The organism is Embleya sp. NPDC055664 (assembly GCF_053618075.1).
Window position 1 is genome coordinate 365,477 of sequence record NZ_JBSHGZ010000003.1, and the last position, 19,057, is coordinate 384,533.

The window sequence follows — 19,057 nt, forward strand, 5'->3', positions numbered from 1 at the left end:
GCGGTTCGATCTGAAGTGGTGAGCGGAGGGGGTCGGAGCGACGGCTTCACCCGTCCAGCAACCGCACATCCGTATCGCGCAGGTAGGCCGGGTCGGACAGCAGGTCGATGCCGACGATGCGGTCGTTCGCGATCATGAATCCGAAGACGACTCTGGGTTCGCCGCCCGGCGCCCAGGCCAAGCCGGCGATGCCGTCGAGCAGGGCGGGCCGTGCGGCCTGGGCCCGGCCGGAGAAGGTCTCCGCCACCGCCGCCGCGCCGCGTACCTCGACCATGGCGCCGACCGCGATCGCCGCCGAGTCCGCGCGCAGCACCACGTCGGGGTCGAGCAGGGCGAGCAGTGCCTGGAAGTCGCCGCCGCGCGACGCCGCCAGGAAGGCGCCGACCACCTCGCGCTGCCGGGTGGGGTCCACCTCGAGGTCGCCCGGCGAGCCCTGGACCCGGCGGCGCGCCCTACTGGCCAACTGCCGGGTCGCGGTGGGCGTGCGGTCCACGATGGGCGCGATCTCGTCGAACGGCAGCGCGAACATGTCATGCAGCACGAAGGCGAGTCGTTCGGCCGGGGCGAGGGTGTCCAGGACGACGAGCAGCGCCATGCCGACCGAGTCGGCCAGCATCGCCTGGTGTTCGGGGTCGTTTCCCTCGGCCGTGCAGACCGTGGGGTCCGCGACGAACGCCTCCAGCGGGTCCTCGCGGCGGGTCCGGCGCGAACGCAGCATGTTCAGCGACACCCGGGCGACCACCGTGGTCAGCCAGCCGCCCAGGTTGTCGATCTCGCGCACGTCCGTACCGCTGAGCCGGATCCACGTGTCCTGGACCGCGTCGTCGGCCTCGCTGAACGAACCGAGCATGCGGTACGCCACCGCGCGCAGGTGGGTCCGGTGTTCCTCGAAGCGGCCCGCAAGGAAGTCGTTCTCGTCCATCGGTCTCACATTTCCGTGGTGTCGTGTCACGGACATGACCGATGGGAGCGAGGCGATGTGACGGAACCGACGATCGAGCCGGCCGGCGCGGCCCCGACCCGGCCGGCCCCCTGCGGGGGCTCAGCGCAGCGGCAGGCACACCCACACGGTCTTGCCGCCGGTCGCGTCCGGCTGGATCCCCGCGTATCCGCCGGCCTCCGTGACCAGGGTCTTCACGATCAGCAGGCCGCGGCCGCTGTCGTCGTCGACCGTCTCCACCAGGGCTTTGGGGCAGAACGGATGTCGGTCGTGCACGCCGACCTGGAGCGCCCCCTCGGCCGTGCCGCGCACGGTCACCACGATGGCGGGGGTCAGTACGCCCGCGTGTCGGATCGCGTTGGTCACCAGTTCGGAGACCACCAGACGCAGGGTGTCCACCAGATCGCCGTGGGCGGGCATGCCCCACTCGACGGCGATCGCGACCACCTTGCGACGGGCCGCGGACACCTCCGCCTCGTGCGGCGGCAGGTCGAATCGACACACCGGATGGGCATCGTTGAGCACGGTCATGCCGCGCCTCCCGAGCCGGTGGCGGTCACGTGACGGACGGACACGGCGCCGTTGCGGCGCCTGGTGTGGCTCATGATGACCCCGATGGCGGGTGTACGGATCTTCCGAGGGAATTCCCTCGGAGCGTACCGATTCCGACGCCCGCCGCGTCCAGTTTGCGACACTTCCCCACCTCCGTCGGCGGGGCGTTCGGGGGCGCGCGTCGGCGAAACGCCCTGGCGAGCGCGCCGCCCGCGCACAGCGCGCGCCAGGGGCGGCCCTCCCGGGTCCACCCGTACGCGTGATGCGTGTCCCGCGCGCCCTACCGCTCCGCGGACGGGCGCGGACGGGCCTGGCGCCCGCCGGCCGGCGTTCGTCACGCCTCGGGCGGATGTACCTCCGTGCCGGTCAGGTGGGGGCGCACCAGGACCTTGACGTGTTCGTCGGGGCGGCCGAGGGTGTCGATCGCCGCGGCCACCCCCTCGAAGCCGACCTGACCGGTGATCAGCGATGCCGCGTCCACGCTGCCGGCGGCGATCCGGGCGAGGGTCTTCGGATACTCCTCGGGCGGATAGGTCAGGCACATCTTCACCGTGAGGTCCTTGTAGATCCCCACCACCGGCCGGAAGGTGTCCTCGGTCATGCACACCCCGATCAGCAACACCGTGGCGCCGCGGGGCGCGGCGTAGGTGATCCGGTCGAACATGCCGGCCTTGCCGGAACACTCGAAGACGGTCAGCGGTTGCCCCGGCTCGGCGCCCTCGCGCCACGCGTCGAAGGGATCACGCTCGGCCGGGTCGACCACCACGTGGGCGCCGAACGCGCGGGCGAGTGCGCGCCGGCGCGGCGAGGGTTCGGAGACCACGACGGGCGCGACGCCGCGTTCGATCAGCCCGGCGATCGCGCCCAGGCCGATCGCTCCGGCGCCGATCACGATCGCCGCGCCGCCGCGTTCGGCGCCGGAGCGGGCCACGTTGCCGAAGCCGACGGCCAGCGGCTCGGTCAGCGCCGCGACGTGCGGCGGCACGTGTCCGGGCACCTTGACCAGCGCCGCGGCCTGCATCACCATGCGCTCGCCGAAGCCGCCGGGGAAGGTGTTGGAGAAGCCGATGGTGCGCAGTACACCGCCGCCGTCGAGTGCCCACGGCAGCCCGACCACCACCTCGCCCGGCTCGAACCCGGTCACCCCCGGGCCCGGGCGCACCACCCGCGCGGCCAGTTCGTGGCCCATGACCAGGTCGGCGTCCGGGTCGAAGACGAACGAGGGGGTGTCCGAGTCGATCGAGGCCCGAAGGAAATCCGCGGTGTGCTTGTACGCGGACAGGTCCGAGCCGCAGATCCCGCAGGCCACCGTCTCCACGAGGACCTGACCCTCGCCGGGTTCGGGGGCCGCGATGTCCTCGACGGTGAACGTGCCGCCGCGCAGTACCGCTGCTCGCATGATGGGCGTCTCCCTGGGCTTCGGGTGGATGGGGCTCGGGTGGGGTCGGTCAGGACGCCGGCGGGGTCATCGCCGCCACGACCGCCTGGCGCAGCGCGCCGATGAAACGTTCGCTGTTCTCGTTCGCCCAGGCCATCGAGGCCTGTCGGGGGCGGTTGGCGCCGGTGAAGTGCGGCACTACGTACTCGGCGAACAACTCGTAGCTGCGCCACTTGTCGGCGGGCCGGGCGATCGGCAGATCGAGCAGCAGCAGCGTGCCGAAGCCGCCGGAGCGCTCCGTCATCGCGGTGATCCGCTCGATCGCCTGCGCGGGAGTGCCGATCATCGCGACGCCGAAGGTGGGGAAACCCTCGCCGGTCCACTGCGCGATCGCCGCCTCGGGCGTCGCCCCCCACGGCATGGTCATCCCGGACAGGCCCTGGATGTAGTCGACGAGGTGGTGCACGCCGTACTCGGCCTGCGCGCGCGCCGCCTCGACGGTCTCGGCCAGATGCATCGGCACGACCAGGCGCCAGCGTTCGCGGTCGGCGACATGACCGTGCTCGGCGCAGGTCTTGGCGTACACGTCCCAGTTGGTCGCCAGCGCGGCGAAGCCGGACGGGTCGGCGGCGGCGAGCGAGAGCAGGCCCATGCCGTGGGTGCCGGCCTGGACCGATCCGGACGGGGAGACGGTGGAGGCGCACACGGTCTCGATGCCCGCGCGGGTGTACGGGCCCAGGTGCAGTCGGGCCTGGTCCAGGGTGAACCAGTCGGTCCTCATGGTCACCGTCTCGCCGCGCAGGAGCGGGACGATCGCGGCCAGCGCCTCGGCCATCATGCTCCGCTGGCGCATCGGGTCGATGCCCATCATGAAGGCGTCCGAGGCCAGTTGGCCGGGCCCGGAGCCGAACATCACCCGCCCGCGCGATTGTTGGTCGAGTTGCACGATGCGGTCGGCCAGGACCAGCGGGTGGTGGTACGGCAGCGAGTTGACGCCGGTGCCGAGCCGGATCCGGCTGGTGCGTTCGGCGGCGGCGGCGATGAACACCTCGGGGGAGGCGATCGTTTCGTAGCCGGCCGAGTGGTGCTCGCCGATCCACGCCTCCTCGAAGCCGAGGGCGTCCAGGTGCCCGACCAGGTCGAGATCGCGGCGCAGTTGCAGCGCGGGGTTGCCGTCGATGCCGTGGTAGGGCGCGATGAACGCGCCGAAGCGGGTCGGTGTGGCGGCCTCTGACACGGGCGGGCCTTTCGTCGGACGCGTGGCGCGCTTTCATAGGACACAAGAACGTGCTTGGATGAGTTATGTCCTACATGGAGGATGGCGAGGAAACAAGGGCCGCGAGCGGGACGTCGGCCGGATCGGCCGCGGGCACCTCGACCGGCCCGCGCGCCCGGCGCACCGCCGACGGCGGGCCGAGTGCGCGCACGCTGCTGCTGACCGTGCTCGGGGAGTATGTGCGCTGGCCGGGGCACGACGGAGTGTGGTCGCCCACCCTGGTGGCCGCGCTCGACACCCTCGGGGTGCCGGAGGCGGCGACCCGGCGGGCGATCACCCGGCTGACCCGGGAGGGGTGGCTGCTTGCCCGGTCCGAGGGGCGCTACACCCGGCTGACCCTCGCCCCGTCGCTGTACCGCCTGCTGACCGGCTGGACCGACCGGCTGGCCCGGGCGACCCGGGAGACGCCCTGGTCGGGGCAGTGGCAACAACTCCTGTTCCGCCCACCGGCGGCGCTGCGCGAGGCGCGGGCGGTGGTCGAGGAGCAACTCGCCTTCGAGGGCTTCGGTGACCTGGGTCGGGGGGTGTGGATCGCGGCCGACCCGGGCGGGGTGGACGCACTGCGCGCGCTGATCGCCGAGCAGGGCCTGTCGGCACACGCGATGTGGATGACGTCGACCGTGTGCGACGCCGCGCGGGAACGGGCGCTGGTCGAACAGGCGTGGGACCTGGTCGCGGTGCGCACGATCCTGGACGACTTCGTCGCCCGCTTCGCCGACGCGCGCGCCGACTCCGACGAAGCGGCCTTCGTCCTGCGCACGCGCATGGTGCACGCGTGGCGCCGGACCTTCGAACGCGACCCACGACTGCCGGCCGCGCTGCTCCCGCTCGACTGGCCCGGCGGTACCGCGAACGACCTGTTCATCACCACCTGGCGGCAGATCCACACCCCGGCCGCCCGCTGGTGGGCCGCGCTGGACCGCGACCCGAGACTGCCCTGACCCCGACCGGCCCGGCCGAAGCCGCGTTCGCCGCGATCAGGACGGTGTTTCGCTCCAGCGGTCGAACGTCCTGCTCGCGCTGTCGTAGGTCAGCCAGGTCCCGTCACCGAGAGGGCATGGGTAGGCGGTGATGGGGCCGGTGGGGTATGTGACCGGGCCGCGGACGGTGAGGGTTCGCGCGTCCAACAGCCAGTGTCGGACCGGGCGATCCGCGTCTTCGTCGGCATCGATCGTGGTGGCGACGACCGTGTCGGCGTCCACGAAGCCGCAGGTGTGGTCCCACCAGGACGGGGACTCGTCGTCGTTCGGCTCCGGGTCCGCCTCGGCGAGCACCGTGCCGTCCAGGGTGTGGAGTCGCACGTCGGCCCCGTCGTGTTCGACGGTCAGGAAACCGTCGTGGCCCGGGTGCACGTCCGCCAGGATGCGGTCCATGTCGTTGTTCAGGTCCCACCCGGTCAGCGTGTCGCCGTCCAGGCGGGCCCAGTGCAGCAGGATGCCGTCCTGGCCCATGCCGATGCAGAGGCCGACGTGGATCCCGTCCGGGTGTGAGCGTTGGTGTGAGCCGCCGGCCGCGCTGTCCAGCCGCATGCGGGCGAGTTCCCGTCCGTCCCGGGCATCCAGGACCACCCAGCACTCGTGCCAGTCGTCCCAGTCCACGTCGTGTCCGCCGATGACGACGTGGGCCCAGACGTGTCGGCCGTCGTCGGAGACGTGGCAGGAGCCGCTTTCGAAGCCGCGGCACACCTGCTGTTCGTCGCCCGAGTGGGTGTGACCGACCACCGGTCCCCAACAGCTGTGCCGGTACTCCCACAACCGCTCGCCGTCGGCGCCCACGGCCGTTACCGCACGCTGACCGGAGAACACCACGAACGACGCGTCGGGGCTCAGCGCATCGACGCCGTTGTCCCACCCGGGCCACGGCACGGGGAACGTGGCCATCGGGGCGAGCGCGCCCGCGAAGAACTCGTCCACGTCGTGGACGTCCAGCCGGTGCCCGCGCCGAACCAGGAGGCGTGATCCGTTCGCACGCTTGTCCACGGCATGGCGGTCGACCGGGGCATCCCCCGGCAGTCGGGCCGAGTCGCGCGGGTGTGCAGTGATCGACATGCCCGAAAGTTAGCGAACGCCGACGACAGGCGGCTATCGGGGCCGGCGCAGGGTGAATTCGTTGCCGTCGGGGTCGATCAGCAACACCCGGCCGGCGGCGTCCGCGGCGGCGTCCGGGCGCGTCGCGCCGAGCGAGATCAGCCGGGCGATCTCCGCTTCCCGGTCGGCGTCGGCGGGCAGCGCCAGGTCGAGGTAGAGCCGGTTCGGGCCCGTCTTGGGCGCCACAGGGGGGCCGCCCCACGTGATCTTCGGGCCGCCGTCCGGGGATTGGATCGCGGTCTCCTCGTCCTGGTCCCAGACCAGCGGCCACCCCAGCGCCTTGCTCCAGAAGTAGCCGACCTCCCGCGTACCGTCGCAGGAGAGCGCGCCGATGCGACCGGGGCCGGTGTCGGACAGGAACCTGTTGCCCGCCGCGATGACGCAGAACTCGTTGCCGTCCGGATCGGCGAGCACCACGTGGGTCTCCTCCGGGAGTTGGCCCACGTCGAGGTGCCGGCCGCCCAGCTCCAGCGCCCGCGCCACGGTCTGCGACTGAACCTCCGGGGAGGCACTCGTCAGGTCGAAGTGCATACGATTCCGGCCAATCCTCGGCTCCCGACTCGGCCGGAAACGCACCCGAAACCCGGCGGGATCGGGCGGCAGGATCGCGACGTCGTCCGCACTGTCGGTGCCGGCCTCCCACCCCAGGATCTGCGACCAGAATCGCGCCAGGCCCGTCGGGTCGGTCGCGCGGAAGTTGACGGCGAACAGTCGACTGGTCATGTTTCGTGCATCCCCGATCCACCGACGGTCGTTTCGACGCCCGTCCGAGTCCAAAACGTGCAGCCTAGGCGCGACACACGACCCTCGCATCCGAGTTTCCGGACGGTCCTCGGGACCTGCGCGGTGTGCCACGCGGCGCAGGTCCCGAAGGGGAAGGCGGGGTCAGTTCGTTCGGGTGCGGAATTCGGCTGTCGCGCGGTCGAAGGCGGAGTCCTTGTGGTGGGTGAACTCCTCGTCGGTGAAGACCGGTTCGGTGATGTGCGGGGGGATTCCCGTGCCGTCGAAGGTGCGGCCGTCGCGGGTGCGGAAGACCTCGTTGGGGAGGCCGAATTGCCAGCCGTTGGGGAGGGCCCGGTCGAGGACGTCGGAGAAGACGCCCTGGGTCGCCTCGCCGATGCGGACGGTGTGGCCGGGGCGGTTCATCAGGGACTGGGTGAAGGTTTCGCCGGCGCTGACGGTGGAGCCGCCGGTCAGGACCGCGAGCGGGCCGGTGTAGTGCGGCACGCCCGGGGTGGGGCGGACCTGGATGGGCTGGGCGCGGGTGAAGCGGGTGGGGTCGAGCGGGTCGTTGCGGGCCTGCTTGGCGTAGGCGAAGTAGGGGCGGTCGGTCAGGCGGGCGGCCAGGTTCAGGCCGAGGTTGTCCGCGCCGCCGCCGTTGACGCGCAGGTCGACGATCAACCCGCGCAGTCGCCCCACTCGTTCGGTGGTCAGGATGGCGTTCAGCGCCCGGTCGAGTTCGGCGGCGTTGACGGTATAGCCGCCCTTGGGGTCCTCGACGTAGCCGAGGAAGCCGGAGACGCGCAGGTAGCCCTGGCCGTCGGGCAGGTCCGTGTAGCTGATCCGACCCTGGCCGTACTCGGTCAGCGGGTGGTCGGCGCCCAGGTCGCGCTCTTGGATGTACGCCTTGATCCTCGTGTCGAGTTCGGGCGTCGGGGCGGTCGTGCCCGGGCGGGCCTCGGCGAAGAAGCGGTTCGGGCCGCCGCTCAGGTACAGGTGCGCGTCGTCGAGCGGGTCCAGCATCTCCCGGAAGATCGCGAAGAGTTCGTCGTCGGTGGTGTTCGGGCCGACCCGGGGTCGGTATCGATCGCCGACGGCCTGCCAGTCGACGCCCTTGGCGGCGAAGAACGGGTAGTTCTCGGCGAAGGTCCGCCAAAAGACGTCGAATGTGGTGCGCGGGTCCCCGGGCAGGGGGCGGGAGCAGGCCGCCGGCAGGGCCGCGACGCGGCGCAGGTTGCGGTGGTCCGGTGCGTCGGTGAAGTGCAGCGTGGCCTGCCTGCGGTTCGGGTTCACCCGTACGGCGAGGACGCGGCTGTTGTCGGCCTGGTAGCCGATCGTGTCGCCGTCCACCGTCGCGCGGGTCGCGGTCGAGCCCTTGAGGCAGCTGATCGCGGTGGTGTCGTACTGCTGCAACGTGCCGTTCTCGATGGTCAGCACGGTGCCGTAGCCGTCCACCTGCCAGACGCCGTCCTGGTGGGGTGACGGGCGCTCGCGAGGCGCGGTGTCGGCCGTGGCCGACGCGATGCCGGCGGTGGTGGCGAGCAGGGTGGCGGCGGCCACCGTGGCACAGGTGCCGAGCAGCTTGGTCATCGCGGTTCCTGTTCCGATGCGGTACGAGCGGTACGAGCCTGGGTCGAGCGATCGAATCGGTGCTTCCTTGCGTGCACCAGAATCGGCCGGCTCCAGGGTGGCGCGACATCGCGCGAGCCGGTCTGTCTCGGGTGGGGGTAACCCCCGATCGGCCCCGTCCCGCTTGCGTACGCATACCCCCGGCCCCTATGTTTTGTTTCAGACGTTCGTATGAAGATCTATTCAGACGTTACGATGTCGTAGCCGACCCGAGGTGGCATATGGGAATGACGACGGAGGTGGCCCGATGGCGCAGCCGGTGAACGCCGATCTGGTGGACTCGGTGCGGTCGCGGCTGCCCGACGGTGCGCACCTGGCCGAGACGGCCGACGTGTTCGCACTGCTCGGCGACCCGGGGCGGTTGACCCTGCTGGTCGCGCTCCTGGAGGGCGAACTGTGCGTACGCGACCTCGCGGCCGCGTGCGGGCAGGGCGAATCGGCCGTCTCCCACCAGTTGCGACTGCTGCGCGCGCACCAGGTGGTGACGGTGCGCCGGGAGGGGCGGCTGGCGTACTACCGCCTCGCGGACGCCCACGTGCGCCTGCTTCTGGACGTGGCGTTGGCGCACATCGGCCACGCCCCGGCCACCGATCACATCGGCTGCGCGACCGAGATCCCCGGAGGGGCCCGATGAGCACCCGCGACCACGACCACGGCGCGCCGGGCGGGCCCGGGACCACCGAGCCGGTTCGCGGCCCGGGCGCCGGCGACCACGACCACGCGGCGCACGCCGGGCACGACCACGGCGGGGGCAGCCACGCCGGGCACTCGCACGGCGTCGCCGCCGACGCCGACCGGCGCTACCTGACCGCCGCGCTCGTCCTGATCGGCGCGTTCATCGTCGTCGAGGTCACGGTCGGCATCCTGGCGAGTTCGCTGGCCCTGATCACCGACGCCGGCCACATGGTCACCGACGCGTTCGCGATCGGCCTGGCGCTGGTGGCGATGCGCCTCGCGGCCCGACCCGCGCGGGGGCGGTGGACGTACGGCTTCAAGCGGGCGGAGATCCTGTCCGCCCAGGTCAACGGCATCACGTTCCTGGTGCTCGCGGTGTGGTTCACCTACGAGGCGGTGCGCCGGCTGATCACGCCGCCCGACGTCGAGGGCGGCCTGGTCATCGTCACCGCCGCGGTCGGCATCGTGATCAACGTGATCGCGGCCTGGCTGATCTCCAAGGCCAACCGCTCCAGCCTGAACGTCGAGGGCGCCTACCAGCACATCCTCAACGACCTGTGGGCGTTCATCGCCACCCTGGTCTCCGGCATCGTGGTGCTCACCACCGGCTTCGCCCGCGCGGACGCGATCGCGTCGCTGGTCGTGGCGGCGCTGATGCTCAAGTCCGGCATCACTCTGGTCGGCGAGTCGTGGCGGATCTTCCTGGAGGCCGCCCCCACGGGTGTCGACCCGGACGCGGTCGGCGCCGACCTGGCCTCGGTCGAGGGCGTCACCGAGATCCACGACCTGCACATCTGGACCATCACGTCGGGGTTCCCGGCGCTGTCCGCGCACGTCCTGGTCGAGCCCGGCGACGACTGCCACCGGGTCCGCGACCGGCTGCAGGAACGGTTGCGCGAGCGGTACTCGATCACCCACACCACGCTCCAAGTCGACCATGCCGACCCGACGGTGCTGTCCATCGGCGCCACGCGCGGCCACTGCGAGGACCCGCACGGGGCAGTACACACGCCCTGAACGGGCGCCCGCCGAGGGCGACACACGATCGGGCCCGCATACCTCGACGGTATGCGGGCCCGACGCAGGTGCGGGGTGGGTCAGTTCGAGGCGGCGGCGCGCACGGTGCGCAGGCGCTCCGAGCGCAGCTGCTCGTGCCAGTGGTCGCCCAGCGGGGTCAGCGGCACGCCGGTGGCCCAGGTGAGCAGCAGGTCGGCCAGCGCCGGGTTGCGGGACATCACCGGACCGTGCATGTACGTGCCGATCACCCGACCCGCGTACGCGCCCTCGGTGCCGTCGCCCGTGCCGTTGCCGTTGCCGTGGGTGACCCTGGCCAGCGGCTTGGCGCCGGGGCCCACGTACGTGACGCCCTGGTGGTTCTCGAAGCCGGACAACACCGGCAGCCCGAGCGCCGGGTCGACCTCGGCCAGCACCTCGCCGACGCAGCGCTTGCCCGGCGCGCCGCGCCCGGAGCGCACGTCGAGCAGACCCAGGCCCGCCTCGGGCTGGTCCAGGTCGTCGATGAACTCGGTACCGATGATCTGGTAGCCCGCGCAGACCGCGAGCAGCGCGGCGCCCGCGCCCACCGCCGTGGCCAGGCCCGGGTCGCGGCGCAACCGTTCCGCGGCCAGGCGCTGCGGCCGGTCCTCGCCACCGCCGATCAGGTAGATGTCGCCGGAGGTGGGCACGGGCTGGTCGGAGCGTACGTCGACACGCTCGACCTCGATGCCGCGCATCAGCGCGCGCCGCTCCACGATCAGCGCGTTGCCCTGGTCGCCATATGTGCTGAGCAGGTCCGGGTAGATCCAGACCAGGCGCAGCCTGCTCTCACCGATCATGCCTGTGCCGCTTCCTTGATCGTCTTGCGCAGCTGTTGGAACGCCGTGTAGTTGGCGATGACCTCGATCTGGCCGGGCGGACAGGCCGCCACCGCCTGGGCGGCCGTCTCGAAGACCTGGAACTGCAGGCCCGCGACCTCCAGGCGGACCGCCAGGTCGAGGCGGCGCTGGCCGAGGACGAACAGCGGACGGCCGGCGAGCTGGGTGAAGTCGACGTCCCAGATCCACGAGGTGTCCTTGCCGTCCGCGTCCAGCGCGTTGACGGACAGGATGACCGGCGTCGGCGGCGGGTTGATCAGCGAGAACGTCTCGACCCAGCCGGCCGGGTTCTTCGCCAGCAGCAGCCGCAGCTTGCGGCCCATGTAGTCGACCACGTCGTAGCGACCGGCGACGGCCGTGACGTGCTTCATCCGCTCCAGGGCCGCCTCGACGGGCACGCCGAACAACGACGCTATGGCCGCCGCGGTCACCGCGTTGGCCCGGTTGGCCCGGCCGGGCAGCTGCAGGTGCAGAGGCCAGATCCGCCCGTCCGGGTCGACCATCCGATCTCCGGCGAGCGACCACGTGGGGGAGGGGCGGCGGAAGTCGCACTGCGAGCAGAACCAGTCGTCGCCCGGACGCTGCATCACGCCACCGCACTGCGGGCAGGACCAGGAGTCCTCCTGCCAGGTCTGCCCGGCAGCGACCCAGAGCACGTCCTTGCTGGACGAGGCCGCCCACACGATCAGCGGGTCGTCGGCGTTGGCGACCACGATCGCGTCGCGCCCGCGCAGGCCCTCGCGCCACTTCTCGGCGAGCATGCGGGTCTCGGCGGCCCGGTCGAGCTGGTCGCGGGAGAGGTTGAGCAGCGCGATGGCCACCGGGTCGGAGTCGCGGGCGACACCGGCCAGGTACTTCTCGTCGACCTCGATCACGCCGTAGCGCGCCTCGTCGCCCGCGCCGGCCAGCGCGGAGGTGATTCCCGCAGGCATGTTCGCGCCCAGCGCGTTGGACACCACGGGACCCGCGGCGCGCATCGCCTCGGCGACCAGACGCGTGGTGGTGGTCTTGCCGTTGGTGCCGGAGATCAGCACCACCTGCAACCCCACCGACAACTGCGCGAGCAGGTCCGGGGCGAGCCGCAGCGCGAGCTTGCCGCCGATGACCGAGCCGCTGCCCTTGCCGGCGCGCCGCGAGATGGCCGCGGTCACCCGACTCGCGGTGATCGCCAATTTGGAACGCGGCGGCAACGCCTCGGGGGAGCGCCGCGGCGCGGCCCCCTGGCCGGGAACGCTATTGCCTGACATCGAAGAAGGTTCCTCCAAGCGACGGCCCCGACCGGCGGTGGCCCATGACCGGGTGTACCGGCCGCCACCCTATCGAGATCATCCGCCCTTCCGTCGCCGGCGACGGTGTGTACGGGATGTGTATGAGAGGGGACGCCCGGGCCGGTCGTCGCGGTTGCGGTCGAGCCGGTCGGCGGGGCGTGTGTTCCGCCACGGTCCGTCGGCCGGTGCGCGGCGAGTTTCGCCTTGGTCGCCCCGCGCCCGGCCCGCGTCCCTACGGCAGGCGCCAGTCGATGGGTTGTGCGCCCTGGGCGACCAGGAGGTCGTTGGTGCGGGAGAACGGACGCGAGCCGAAGAAGCCGTAGTCGGCCGACTTCGGGGACGGGTGGGTCGACTCCACCACCGCCGCGCCCGGACCGAGCAGCGGCCGGGCGTTGCGTGCCTCGCGGCCCCACAGGATGCTCACCAGCGGCGTGCCGCGCTCGCCGAGCGCTCGGATCGCCTGCTCGGTGACCTCCTCCCAGCCCTTGCCCCGATGGGCGTTGGAGCGACCGGGAGCGGTGGTCAGGGATCGGTTGAGCAGCAGTACGCCCTGCTTGGTCCACGGAGTCAGGTCGCCGTTGGTCGGCAGCGGCACGTCCAGGTCGCGGTTCATCTCGGTGAAGATGTTGATCAGCGACGGTGGCAGCGGCCACACCTCCGGGGCGACGGCGAAGCTCAGGCCCACCGCGTGCCCGGGGCCCGGGTAGGGGTCCTGGCCGACGATCAACACGCGCACATCCGCGAACGGCTGCATGAACGCCCGCAGTACGTTCGCGCCCGCGGGCACGTAGCGTCGCCCCGCGGCGATCTCTCCTCGCAGGAAGTCGCCCATGGCGGCGATGCGACCCGCCACCGGTTCCAGGGCCTTGGCCCATCCTGCCTCGACAATTTCGCCCAACGGCCGCGCCACCATGGGAGTTGAGCATAGGGCAAACGGGTGACACGACCCGCACGCCGACGTTCCGGTCGGCGACCGCCCGCGACGGGCGCCGCCGCCGGCGGTCGGGGCCGGTCAGATGCGGGGGACTCGGCCGTTGAGCAGCGCGGTGCCAAGACGGGTACGCACGTGCACCATCGACTGGCCGCGGCGTTCGGAGGAGACCAGGCCCGCCTCGCGCAGCACGCTCGCGTGGCGGCTCGCGGTGGCCATGGACACGCCGATGATCGCGGCCAGGCGGGAGGTGTTGACCCCGCTGCCGATCGCGTTCAGCGCGGCGGCCCGGGCGGAGCCGACGAGTCGGGAGAGCGGGACGGCGGACGTGTCGAGGGCGTCGCGGCCCCGGGTGAGCCAGTCCGCCGGGCGGGCCACGGGATACGTCAACACGATGGGGAGTTCGGGCTGCACCACGGCGAACAGGTTCGGGCCGCAGAAGAACGAGGGCACCATCACGATGGACCGGCCGTCGGCGCGGATGTCGGCGTCGACCGGACAGGGTGTGCTCAGGATGTCGTCGTGCCAGGACATCAGTTGCGGCGGGAAGCTGCCGAGCAGACCGCGTACTCCGCCGGAGAGCACCGCCTCCGCGCGCTGCGCCCGATCCGCCTCGAACGCGGTCGCGGCCCGGGAGGCGTACGGGGCGACCGCGATCGTGTGATAGGCGCGCAGCAGTCGGCCGAAACGCCGCAGACCGGCCGCGTCGCCGGCGGCCAGCGCCGTTGCCCAACTCGGCAACGGCCGTGTGCCGGCCGCCAGTTGGGCCAGATCGGCGGCGATCGTGGCGGCCGGGGTGGCCAGTACCCGGTCGATGCCGATGTCCAGGTCGCCGGCCGTACCCGGAGGCACCAGGAAGTCGGGGAAGGGCTCGGAGCGGGGATAGAGCCGGGCGAGTTCGCGGACCGCCCGGGTCAGCTCGGCCGATTCCAACGCGGCGCACACCTCCTGTCGCCACGCGGCGAACACGAGGTCCGGCTCCCGGCTTTGCAGGAGATGCAGGGTGAACGCGATCTCCCACATCGGGTCGAGCCGATCGGCCAACCGCAACCGGTGCAGATCCTCGCCGGTCAGGTGGAACCGGAGCATGCTACCCCCGCGACAATCCTTTCAACGGCCCCCACGCCACGGTAGCGACCCCAACGCCCCGGTCGAAAGGTTTGCATCGGGGTGCAAGGGCCGGGGCCGAGGCGGGCCGGGCCGGTCCGGTCGCTCAGGCCGGGGACATGACCTCGTACAGGTTGCCCGAGTCGTCGGCGAAGAACAGGCCGCGCGGGCACAGGGGATGGTCGATGCGGCCGTTGGTCCGGTCGCGAGGGCTGCTGCCGTACGGGATCCCGGCCGCGCGGATCCGGGCCAGGATCGCGTCGAACGTGTCGGGGTCGACGTCGAAGGCGAGATGGTGCCCCTCGGCGCCGGGCACGGTCATGAAGTCGAGCGTGAGTTGTTCGTTGACCCGCACGGGGGCGAAGTGGCCGTCGGCGCCCGCCGGGGGCAGTACCTCCAGGCCCATCACGGTGGCGAAGAACCGGGCCGCGGCGCGGTGGTCGATCGCGGGGACGATGGTGTGGTTGAGGCTGACGGCCACGGTGGGGTCTCCTCGCGGTCGAGCCGGGATCCGTACGATGGGCGACCGACCGCATTGTGGACGGCGGCCGATCGGGACGGGGACCCGGCGTGGCGGATGCGGTACGGAGGACGCCGACGCGACGGAGGCGGTTGCGGGTGCCGGGTCCTAGTCGGGGACGACGGGAAGGACGCCCTCCAGGGCCTCGGTGTCCCCGCCGGCCAGGGACAGCGCCACCGCCGCCTCGCACGCGGCCAGCGCGAACACCGCGCCCACCCACGCGCGTTCCGCCGGGGTCAGGCGCCGCCATTCGAGCGCCCCGCCCGCCCCGTCGACCAGATCCGACGCCGCCGCGAACCAGCCCCACTCGGCGGTGCCGCGCCCGGAGGCCAGCGCCCGCAGTACACCCGCGCCCAACAACACGTCGCGCGCGCCCAGACCGCGGCCGAGCAGCGACGCCTCCCGGGCCGCCGCGGGCCGCAACCACACCCCGCCGCGCGGCGCCACCAACGACACCACCCCGGCGGCCACCCGGCCCGCCGCCAACACCGTCGCCACGCGTCCGGCCGACCCGGATATCGCGCCCGAAACCGCCACCACTGCCCCCGATCGAAACCTGCCTGTACCCCCGGCCCATCGACCGGCGGCCCACACCGTAGCGGTGCCCCGATTCGGGCCCCGCACCCCCACCACGCGCGGAACCCGCCCACCGGTTTCCACCGGGGTCCACGGGACCCGCACAGGCGTCACCGCCCGCACCATTAGCCCCCACGGACTCCCGCCTCCGCTATCGGGAAGGCCCTCACTTCGGCCGGCCGCGACGGCAGGTCGAACCGGCCCGGCTTGCGGCCCACCGGCGACCGGGTCGTCCCCGGCGGGTCCCGCCGCAACGTGCTCAGTCGCGGAGGGCACCCTCCGGGCGGTAGACCATCAGGCGGCGGCCCTTGGCGATGCGGAGCTGGGAGGCGCCGGGGCGGACCTCGCCGTCCACCGCGAGTTCGGCGCCCTCCTGGATCTCGGACAGGTGCATCGTGCGCGCCGTGGACGCCTCGTAGACCCGCGAGGTGCCGAGTGTGCCGGACAGAACGGCCGCGACCAGTCGGGTGCGGGCCAGCGGGCGGGAGGCGTCGACGATGCGTACGTCGAGGAGGCCGTCGGTGAGGTCGGGGCGATAGGTGGGCGCGAAGCCCTCCGGGGCGTACTCCCCGTTGCCGAGGAAGATCAGCCACAACGACCTCGGCCGACCGTTGACCCGCATCTTCACCGGGCCCGCGTCCCGCAGCACCCGGACCAGGCCGACCAGCATGGCCGGCCACTTGCCGATCTTGCGCTCCAACTCCTCGCGGAAGCGCACCAGATCGGGATACACGCCGAGCGAGAACGTGTTCAGGAACAACTCCGGGCCCAGCTCCTCGCCGTCGTCGGAGAACGGGTGCGAGTGGTCGCGCTGGAGTTCGGCGACGTCCACCAGGACCGCCTCGCCCGCGGCGAGCGCCTGCGCGGTGTCGTCGAGCCGGATCAGCCCCAGGTCGCCCGCGAAGTGGTTGAGCGTGCCCGCCGGGAAGACGGCGAGCGGCATGCCCCGGTCCAGCGCGATCCGCGCCGCGCAGTTCACACTGCCGTCGCCGCCCGCGACGCCGAGCACCTGCGCCTCCCGGGCCGCCTCGCACAGCAGCGCGACCAGGTCGCCGTCCTGGCCGCGCTCGACCACCTTCGCGGCGGGCAGCAGTTCGCGCAGCCGCTGTGCGGTGTCGCCCTCGGGGCCGGCCGAGGCGTTCACCACGACCACCAGGCCGTCGCCGTCGACCAGCGACGGCACCTTGCCGCGCGGTTGCGGTGCGGTCGCGGCCTCCACCGGGCGGGTCGGCCACCAGCGCAGCGTCACCGCCGCCAGGCCCGCGCCGAGCGCCGCGCCCGCGAGCACGTCACCCGGGTAGTGCACACCCGTGTACACCCGGGAGAAGGCCACCGAGCCGGCCAGCGCACCGGCCGCCACGCCCAGCGGGCGCGACTCCAGCGCGACGCCGGTGGCGAACGCCGCCGCCGACGCGGCGTGCCCGGACGGGAACGAGGTGGTCCACGGCTGCCGGCTCAGCCGACGCGCCATGGGCACCGCGTCGATCACCGGACGCGGCCGGCGCACCCAGCTCTTGAGCAGCACATTGCTCACGGTCGAGGCCAGCGCCACCGAACCCAGGCCGCGCAACGCCGCCCGGCGCCCGCTGCGCCCGCCGGAAAGCGCCATCCCCGCACCGGTCACCGCCCACAGGCGCGAATGGTTGGCCGCCCGCGACAAGGCCGGCAATGCCTTGTTCGCCCACGGCACATGATGCGAGGCCACCCACGCGAAGGCCGCCCGGTCGGCGGCATGGATCTTTCCCATCCGTGAATCTTCGCAAAGAATCCCGACGCATACGCAAGGCGGGCGTCGATACGGCGTTCGAACCTGTCGGCGGCGCGGTCTACCCGGCCAGGGCCGCCGACGTCTCGGCGAGTTCGGCGTGGTACTCGATGCGCTCGGACCACGCGGCGGGCCAGGCGTCGATGCCGTGTGCGGCGCCGATCATGGCGCCGGCCAACGCGGCGATCGAGTCCGAGTCGCCGGAGGAGCCGGCTGCCCGGGCGACGGCCGAGCGCGGGTCGTCCGGATACAGCAGGACGCACAACACCGCCGTGGCCAGCGCCTCCTCGGCGATCCACCCGGCACCGGTGATCCGACACGGGTCCGCGCGGCGGTCGCCCTCCGCCACGGCCTGGTCCAACCGATCGAGCACGGCCAGGCACTCGTCCCAGCCGCGCGCGACGAAGCCCTCCGGGGTGTCGGCGAACGGGCCGCGCCACAGGTCTTCGCCGAGCCAGTCGCCCCGGTACACCTCGCGCTGCGCCTCGGCGTGCGCGCGCAGCAGGGCGGGGAGTTCGGTGATCGGCGCGCCGGTGCGCAGCGCGTGTACGGCGGTCGCGGTCAGGTCCGAGGCGGTCAGCGCGGTGGGGTGTCCGTGGGTGATCGCGGACTGGAGTTGGGCGGCGCCGCACCGGTCGGCCTCGTCGACGCCGTCGAGCAGGCCCAGCGGGGTGACCCGCATGTTGGCGCCGCAGCCCTTGGAGCCGCGCCGGGTGGCGTCGGGCCAGGCCCGTCCGGCGGCCAGCTCCGCGCATGCGGACATGCATGTGTGGCCCGGCGCGCGGGTGTTGTCGGGGGAGTCCCACCAGGCCAGGAACCGGTCCACCAGGAGCGGGGTCAGCCGCTCGGCGGTGAACGCCCCGCCGTCGGCGCGCGCGTCGATCACCGCCCGGGCCACCGCCAGGCCCATCTGGGTGTCGTCGGTGACCTGGGCCGGCGTGCCCTCCAGATCCATCGGTCCGGGCAGGTCGTACCGGCGCACGATCTGCGCGTACGACAGGAACTCCGTCGGCGCGCCCAACGCGTCCCCATACGCCAACCCGAACATGCTCCCGCGCACCCGCTCCGCGTTCCCCACCATGCGATACCACCCTTCGTCGACCGCCCACCCTGCCGGCCCGGTGTGCCGGCAGCCGGCCACTTTCCGCCCACTCGCGCCTGCGCCGGTCCCCTCGCCCGCCTGCACGTCCGTCCGACCGGCGGCTCGCTCTCCCGGGTTCGGCTCGAGGAGGGTTGGAAACGGCCGAATCGGGGCGAAACTCGGAGGATGGACGTACTTTCCGGTCGTATCCTGCTGCGCCCCGTCGATCCCGAGCGTTCGCTGATCTTCTATCGCGACGTGCTCGGCCTCGCGATCGCCCGCGAGTTCGGTACCGGGATCCATCGCGGGACGGTGTTCTTTCTCGGCGGCGGTTTCCTCGAGGTCTCCGGCACCGCGACCGGCGGCGGGCCCGGGGGCGAGGATCTGCGGTTGTGGCTCCAGGTGCGGGACCTGCCGGCCACCCACCGCGAACTCGTGGACCGGGGCGCCACCGTGCTGCGCGCACCGCGCCGCGAGGAGTGGGGGCTCGACGAGATGTGGATCGCCGACCCCGACGGTGTGCGCATCTGTGTGGTGCAGGTCCCGGACGAGCATCCGATCCGCTATCGGCCCGGCATCTGACCGTCGGGCGCGCCGCGTTCCGTGCCCTGTGCGCCGTGCTCGGGTCGGTGGGGCCGGGCGGATTCGTCGGCACCTCTCGACGCCCCTTGACGGCCC

General features: G+C 72.5%; 19 protein-coding genes. 4 read left to right on the forward strand and 15 right to left on the reverse strand.

Annotated features, from left to right (window positions below; translation table 11 throughout):
* Positions 1 to 46: 46 nt before the first annotated feature.
* The 4 genes from ACWGR4_RS07515 to ACWGR4_RS07530 form a co-directional block, all read right to left on the reverse strand.
* A complete protein-coding gene (locus ACWGR4_RS07515) occupies positions 47 to 922 on the reverse strand; it encodes a sigma-70 family RNA polymerase sigma factor (protein WP_452128525.1) in 876 nt (291 codons plus the stop codon).
* 120 nt (positions 923 to 1,042) lie between these two features.
* The gene (locus ACWGR4_RS07520; RefSeq protein ID WP_452128524.1) at positions 1,043 to 1,471 is read right to left on the reverse strand and encodes an ATP-binding protein; all 429 of its coding nucleotides are present in this window, start codon (positions 1,469 to 1,471) and stop codon (positions 1,043 to 1,045) included.
* A 355-nt stretch (positions 1,472 to 1,826) separates the two neighbouring features.
* Positions 1,827 to 2,891, reverse strand: coding sequence for a zinc-binding dehydrogenase (locus ACWGR4_RS07525; protein WP_452128523.1), 1,065 nt, complete (start codon positions 2,889 to 2,891; stop codon positions 1,827 to 1,829).
* A gap of 49 nt (positions 2,892 to 2,940) precedes the next feature.
* On the reverse strand, positions 2,941 to 4,107 hold the full coding sequence (locus ACWGR4_RS07530; RefSeq protein ID WP_452128522.1) for an LLM class flavin-dependent oxidoreductase: 1,167 nt from the start codon (positions 4,105 to 4,107) through the stop codon (positions 2,941 to 2,943).
* A 65-nt stretch (positions 4,108 to 4,172) separates the two neighbouring features.
* On the opposite strand from ACWGR4_RS07530, the gene ACWGR4_RS07535 reads away from it, so the two are divergent.
* A complete protein-coding gene (locus tag ACWGR4_RS07535) occupies positions 4,173 to 5,087 on the forward strand; it encodes a PaaX family transcriptional regulator (RefSeq protein ID WP_452128521.1) in 915 nt (304 codons plus the stop codon).
* Positions 5,088 to 5,123: 36 nt separating this feature from the next.
* On the opposite strand, the gene ACWGR4_RS07540 is transcribed toward ACWGR4_RS07535, so the two are convergent.
* The 3 genes from ACWGR4_RS07540 to ACWGR4_RS07550 form a co-directional block, all read right to left on the reverse strand.
* A complete protein-coding gene (locus tag ACWGR4_RS07540; protein ID WP_452128520.1) occupies positions 5,124 to 6,194 on the reverse strand; it encodes a hypothetical protein in 1,071 nt (356 codons plus the stop codon).
* 33 nt (positions 6,195 to 6,227) lie between these two features.
* Positions 6,228 to 6,956 (reverse strand): VOC family protein, encoded by a 729-nt coding sequence (locus ACWGR4_RS07545; RefSeq protein ID WP_452128519.1) that lies wholly within the window; start codon positions 6,954 to 6,956, stop codon positions 6,228 to 6,230.
* A 162-nt stretch (positions 6,957 to 7,118) separates the two neighbouring features.
* Positions 7,119 to 8,543 (reverse strand): S41 family peptidase, encoded by a 1,425-nt coding sequence (locus ACWGR4_RS07550; protein ID WP_452128518.1) that lies wholly within the window; start codon positions 8,541 to 8,543, stop codon positions 7,119 to 7,121.
* A 286-nt stretch (positions 8,544 to 8,829) separates the two neighbouring features.
* Here ACWGR4_RS07550 and ACWGR4_RS07555 point away from each other — a divergent pair, with 286 nt between their 5' ends.
* Together ACWGR4_RS07555 and ACWGR4_RS07560 are read left to right on the forward strand one after the other, a co-directional pair.
* Entirely contained in the window at positions 8,830 to 9,216 is a 387-nt protein-coding gene (locus ACWGR4_RS07555; protein WP_078974031.1) for an ArsR/SmtB family transcription factor, read from the forward strand.
* Positions 9,213 to 10,274 (forward strand): cation diffusion facilitator family transporter, encoded by a 1,062-nt coding sequence (locus ACWGR4_RS07560; protein WP_452128517.1) that lies wholly within the window; start codon positions 9,213 to 9,215, stop codon positions 10,272 to 10,274. Before ACWGR4_RS07555 ends, ACWGR4_RS07560 begins: the two co-directional genes overlap by 4 nt.
* A gap of 80 nt (positions 10,275 to 10,354) precedes the next feature.
* On the opposite strand, the gene ACWGR4_RS07565 is transcribed toward ACWGR4_RS07560, so the two are convergent.
* The 8 genes from ACWGR4_RS07565 to ACWGR4_RS07600 all read right to left on the reverse strand — a co-directional run bounded on the left by ACWGR4_RS07565 (position 10,355) and on the right by ACWGR4_RS07600 (position 18,379).
* On the reverse strand, positions 10,355 to 11,089 hold the full coding sequence (locus ACWGR4_RS07565; protein WP_380002067.1) for a type 1 glutamine amidotransferase: 735 nt from the start codon (positions 11,087 to 11,089) through the stop codon (positions 10,355 to 10,357).
* Positions 11,089 to 12,378, reverse strand: a complete 1,290-nt coding sequence (locus tag ACWGR4_RS07570) for a MurT ligase domain-containing protein (RefSeq protein ID WP_380001722.1) — start codon at positions 12,376 to 12,378, stop codon at positions 11,089 to 11,091. The genes ACWGR4_RS07565 and ACWGR4_RS07570 overlap by 1 nt, the downstream gene beginning before the upstream one ends.
* Before the next feature lie 253 nt (positions 12,379 to 12,631).
* Positions 12,632 to 13,312 carry a uracil-DNA glycosylase gene (locus ACWGR4_RS07575; protein WP_380001724.1) on the reverse strand — a complete coding sequence of 227 codons (681 nt, stop codon included), beginning with the start codon at positions 13,310 to 13,312 and terminating at the stop codon, positions 12,632 to 12,634.
* Positions 13,313 to 13,411: 99 nt separating this feature from the next.
* Positions 13,412 to 14,419 (reverse strand): ArsR/SmtB family transcription factor, encoded by a 1,008-nt coding sequence (locus ACWGR4_RS07580; RefSeq protein ID WP_452128516.1) that lies wholly within the window; start codon positions 14,417 to 14,419, stop codon positions 13,412 to 13,414.
* A gap of 124 nt (positions 14,420 to 14,543) precedes the next feature.
* Positions 14,544 to 14,918 carry a VOC family protein gene (locus ACWGR4_RS07585; RefSeq protein ID WP_452128515.1) on the reverse strand — a complete coding sequence of 125 codons (375 nt, stop codon included), beginning with the start codon at positions 14,916 to 14,918 and terminating at the stop codon, positions 14,544 to 14,546.
* A gap of 147 nt (positions 14,919 to 15,065) precedes the next feature.
* Complete coding sequence (locus tag ACWGR4_RS07590; RefSeq protein ID WP_380001730.1) at positions 15,066 to 15,497, reverse strand: hypothetical protein; 432 nt, start codon at positions 15,495 to 15,497, stop codon at positions 15,066 to 15,068.
* 295 nt (positions 15,498 to 15,792) lie between these two features.
* Positions 15,793 to 17,280 carry a phosphatase PAP2 family protein gene (locus tag ACWGR4_RS07595; protein WP_380001732.1) on the reverse strand — a complete coding sequence of 496 codons (1,488 nt, stop codon included), beginning with the start codon at positions 17,278 to 17,280 and terminating at the stop codon, positions 15,793 to 15,795.
* A gap of 79 nt (positions 17,281 to 17,359) precedes the next feature.
* Positions 17,360 to 18,379, reverse strand: a complete 1,020-nt coding sequence (locus ACWGR4_RS07600; RefSeq protein ID WP_452128514.1) for an ADP-ribosylglycohydrolase family protein — start codon at positions 18,377 to 18,379, stop codon at positions 17,360 to 17,362.
* Between the two features lie 186 nt (positions 18,380 to 18,565).
* On the opposite strand from ACWGR4_RS07600, the gene ACWGR4_RS07605 reads away from it, so the two are divergent.
* On the forward strand, positions 18,566 to 18,961 hold the full coding sequence (locus tag ACWGR4_RS07605) for a VOC family protein (RefSeq protein WP_380001736.1): 396 nt from the start codon (positions 18,566 to 18,568) through the stop codon (positions 18,959 to 18,961).
* Positions 18,962 to 19,057: the final 96 nt, after the last annotated feature.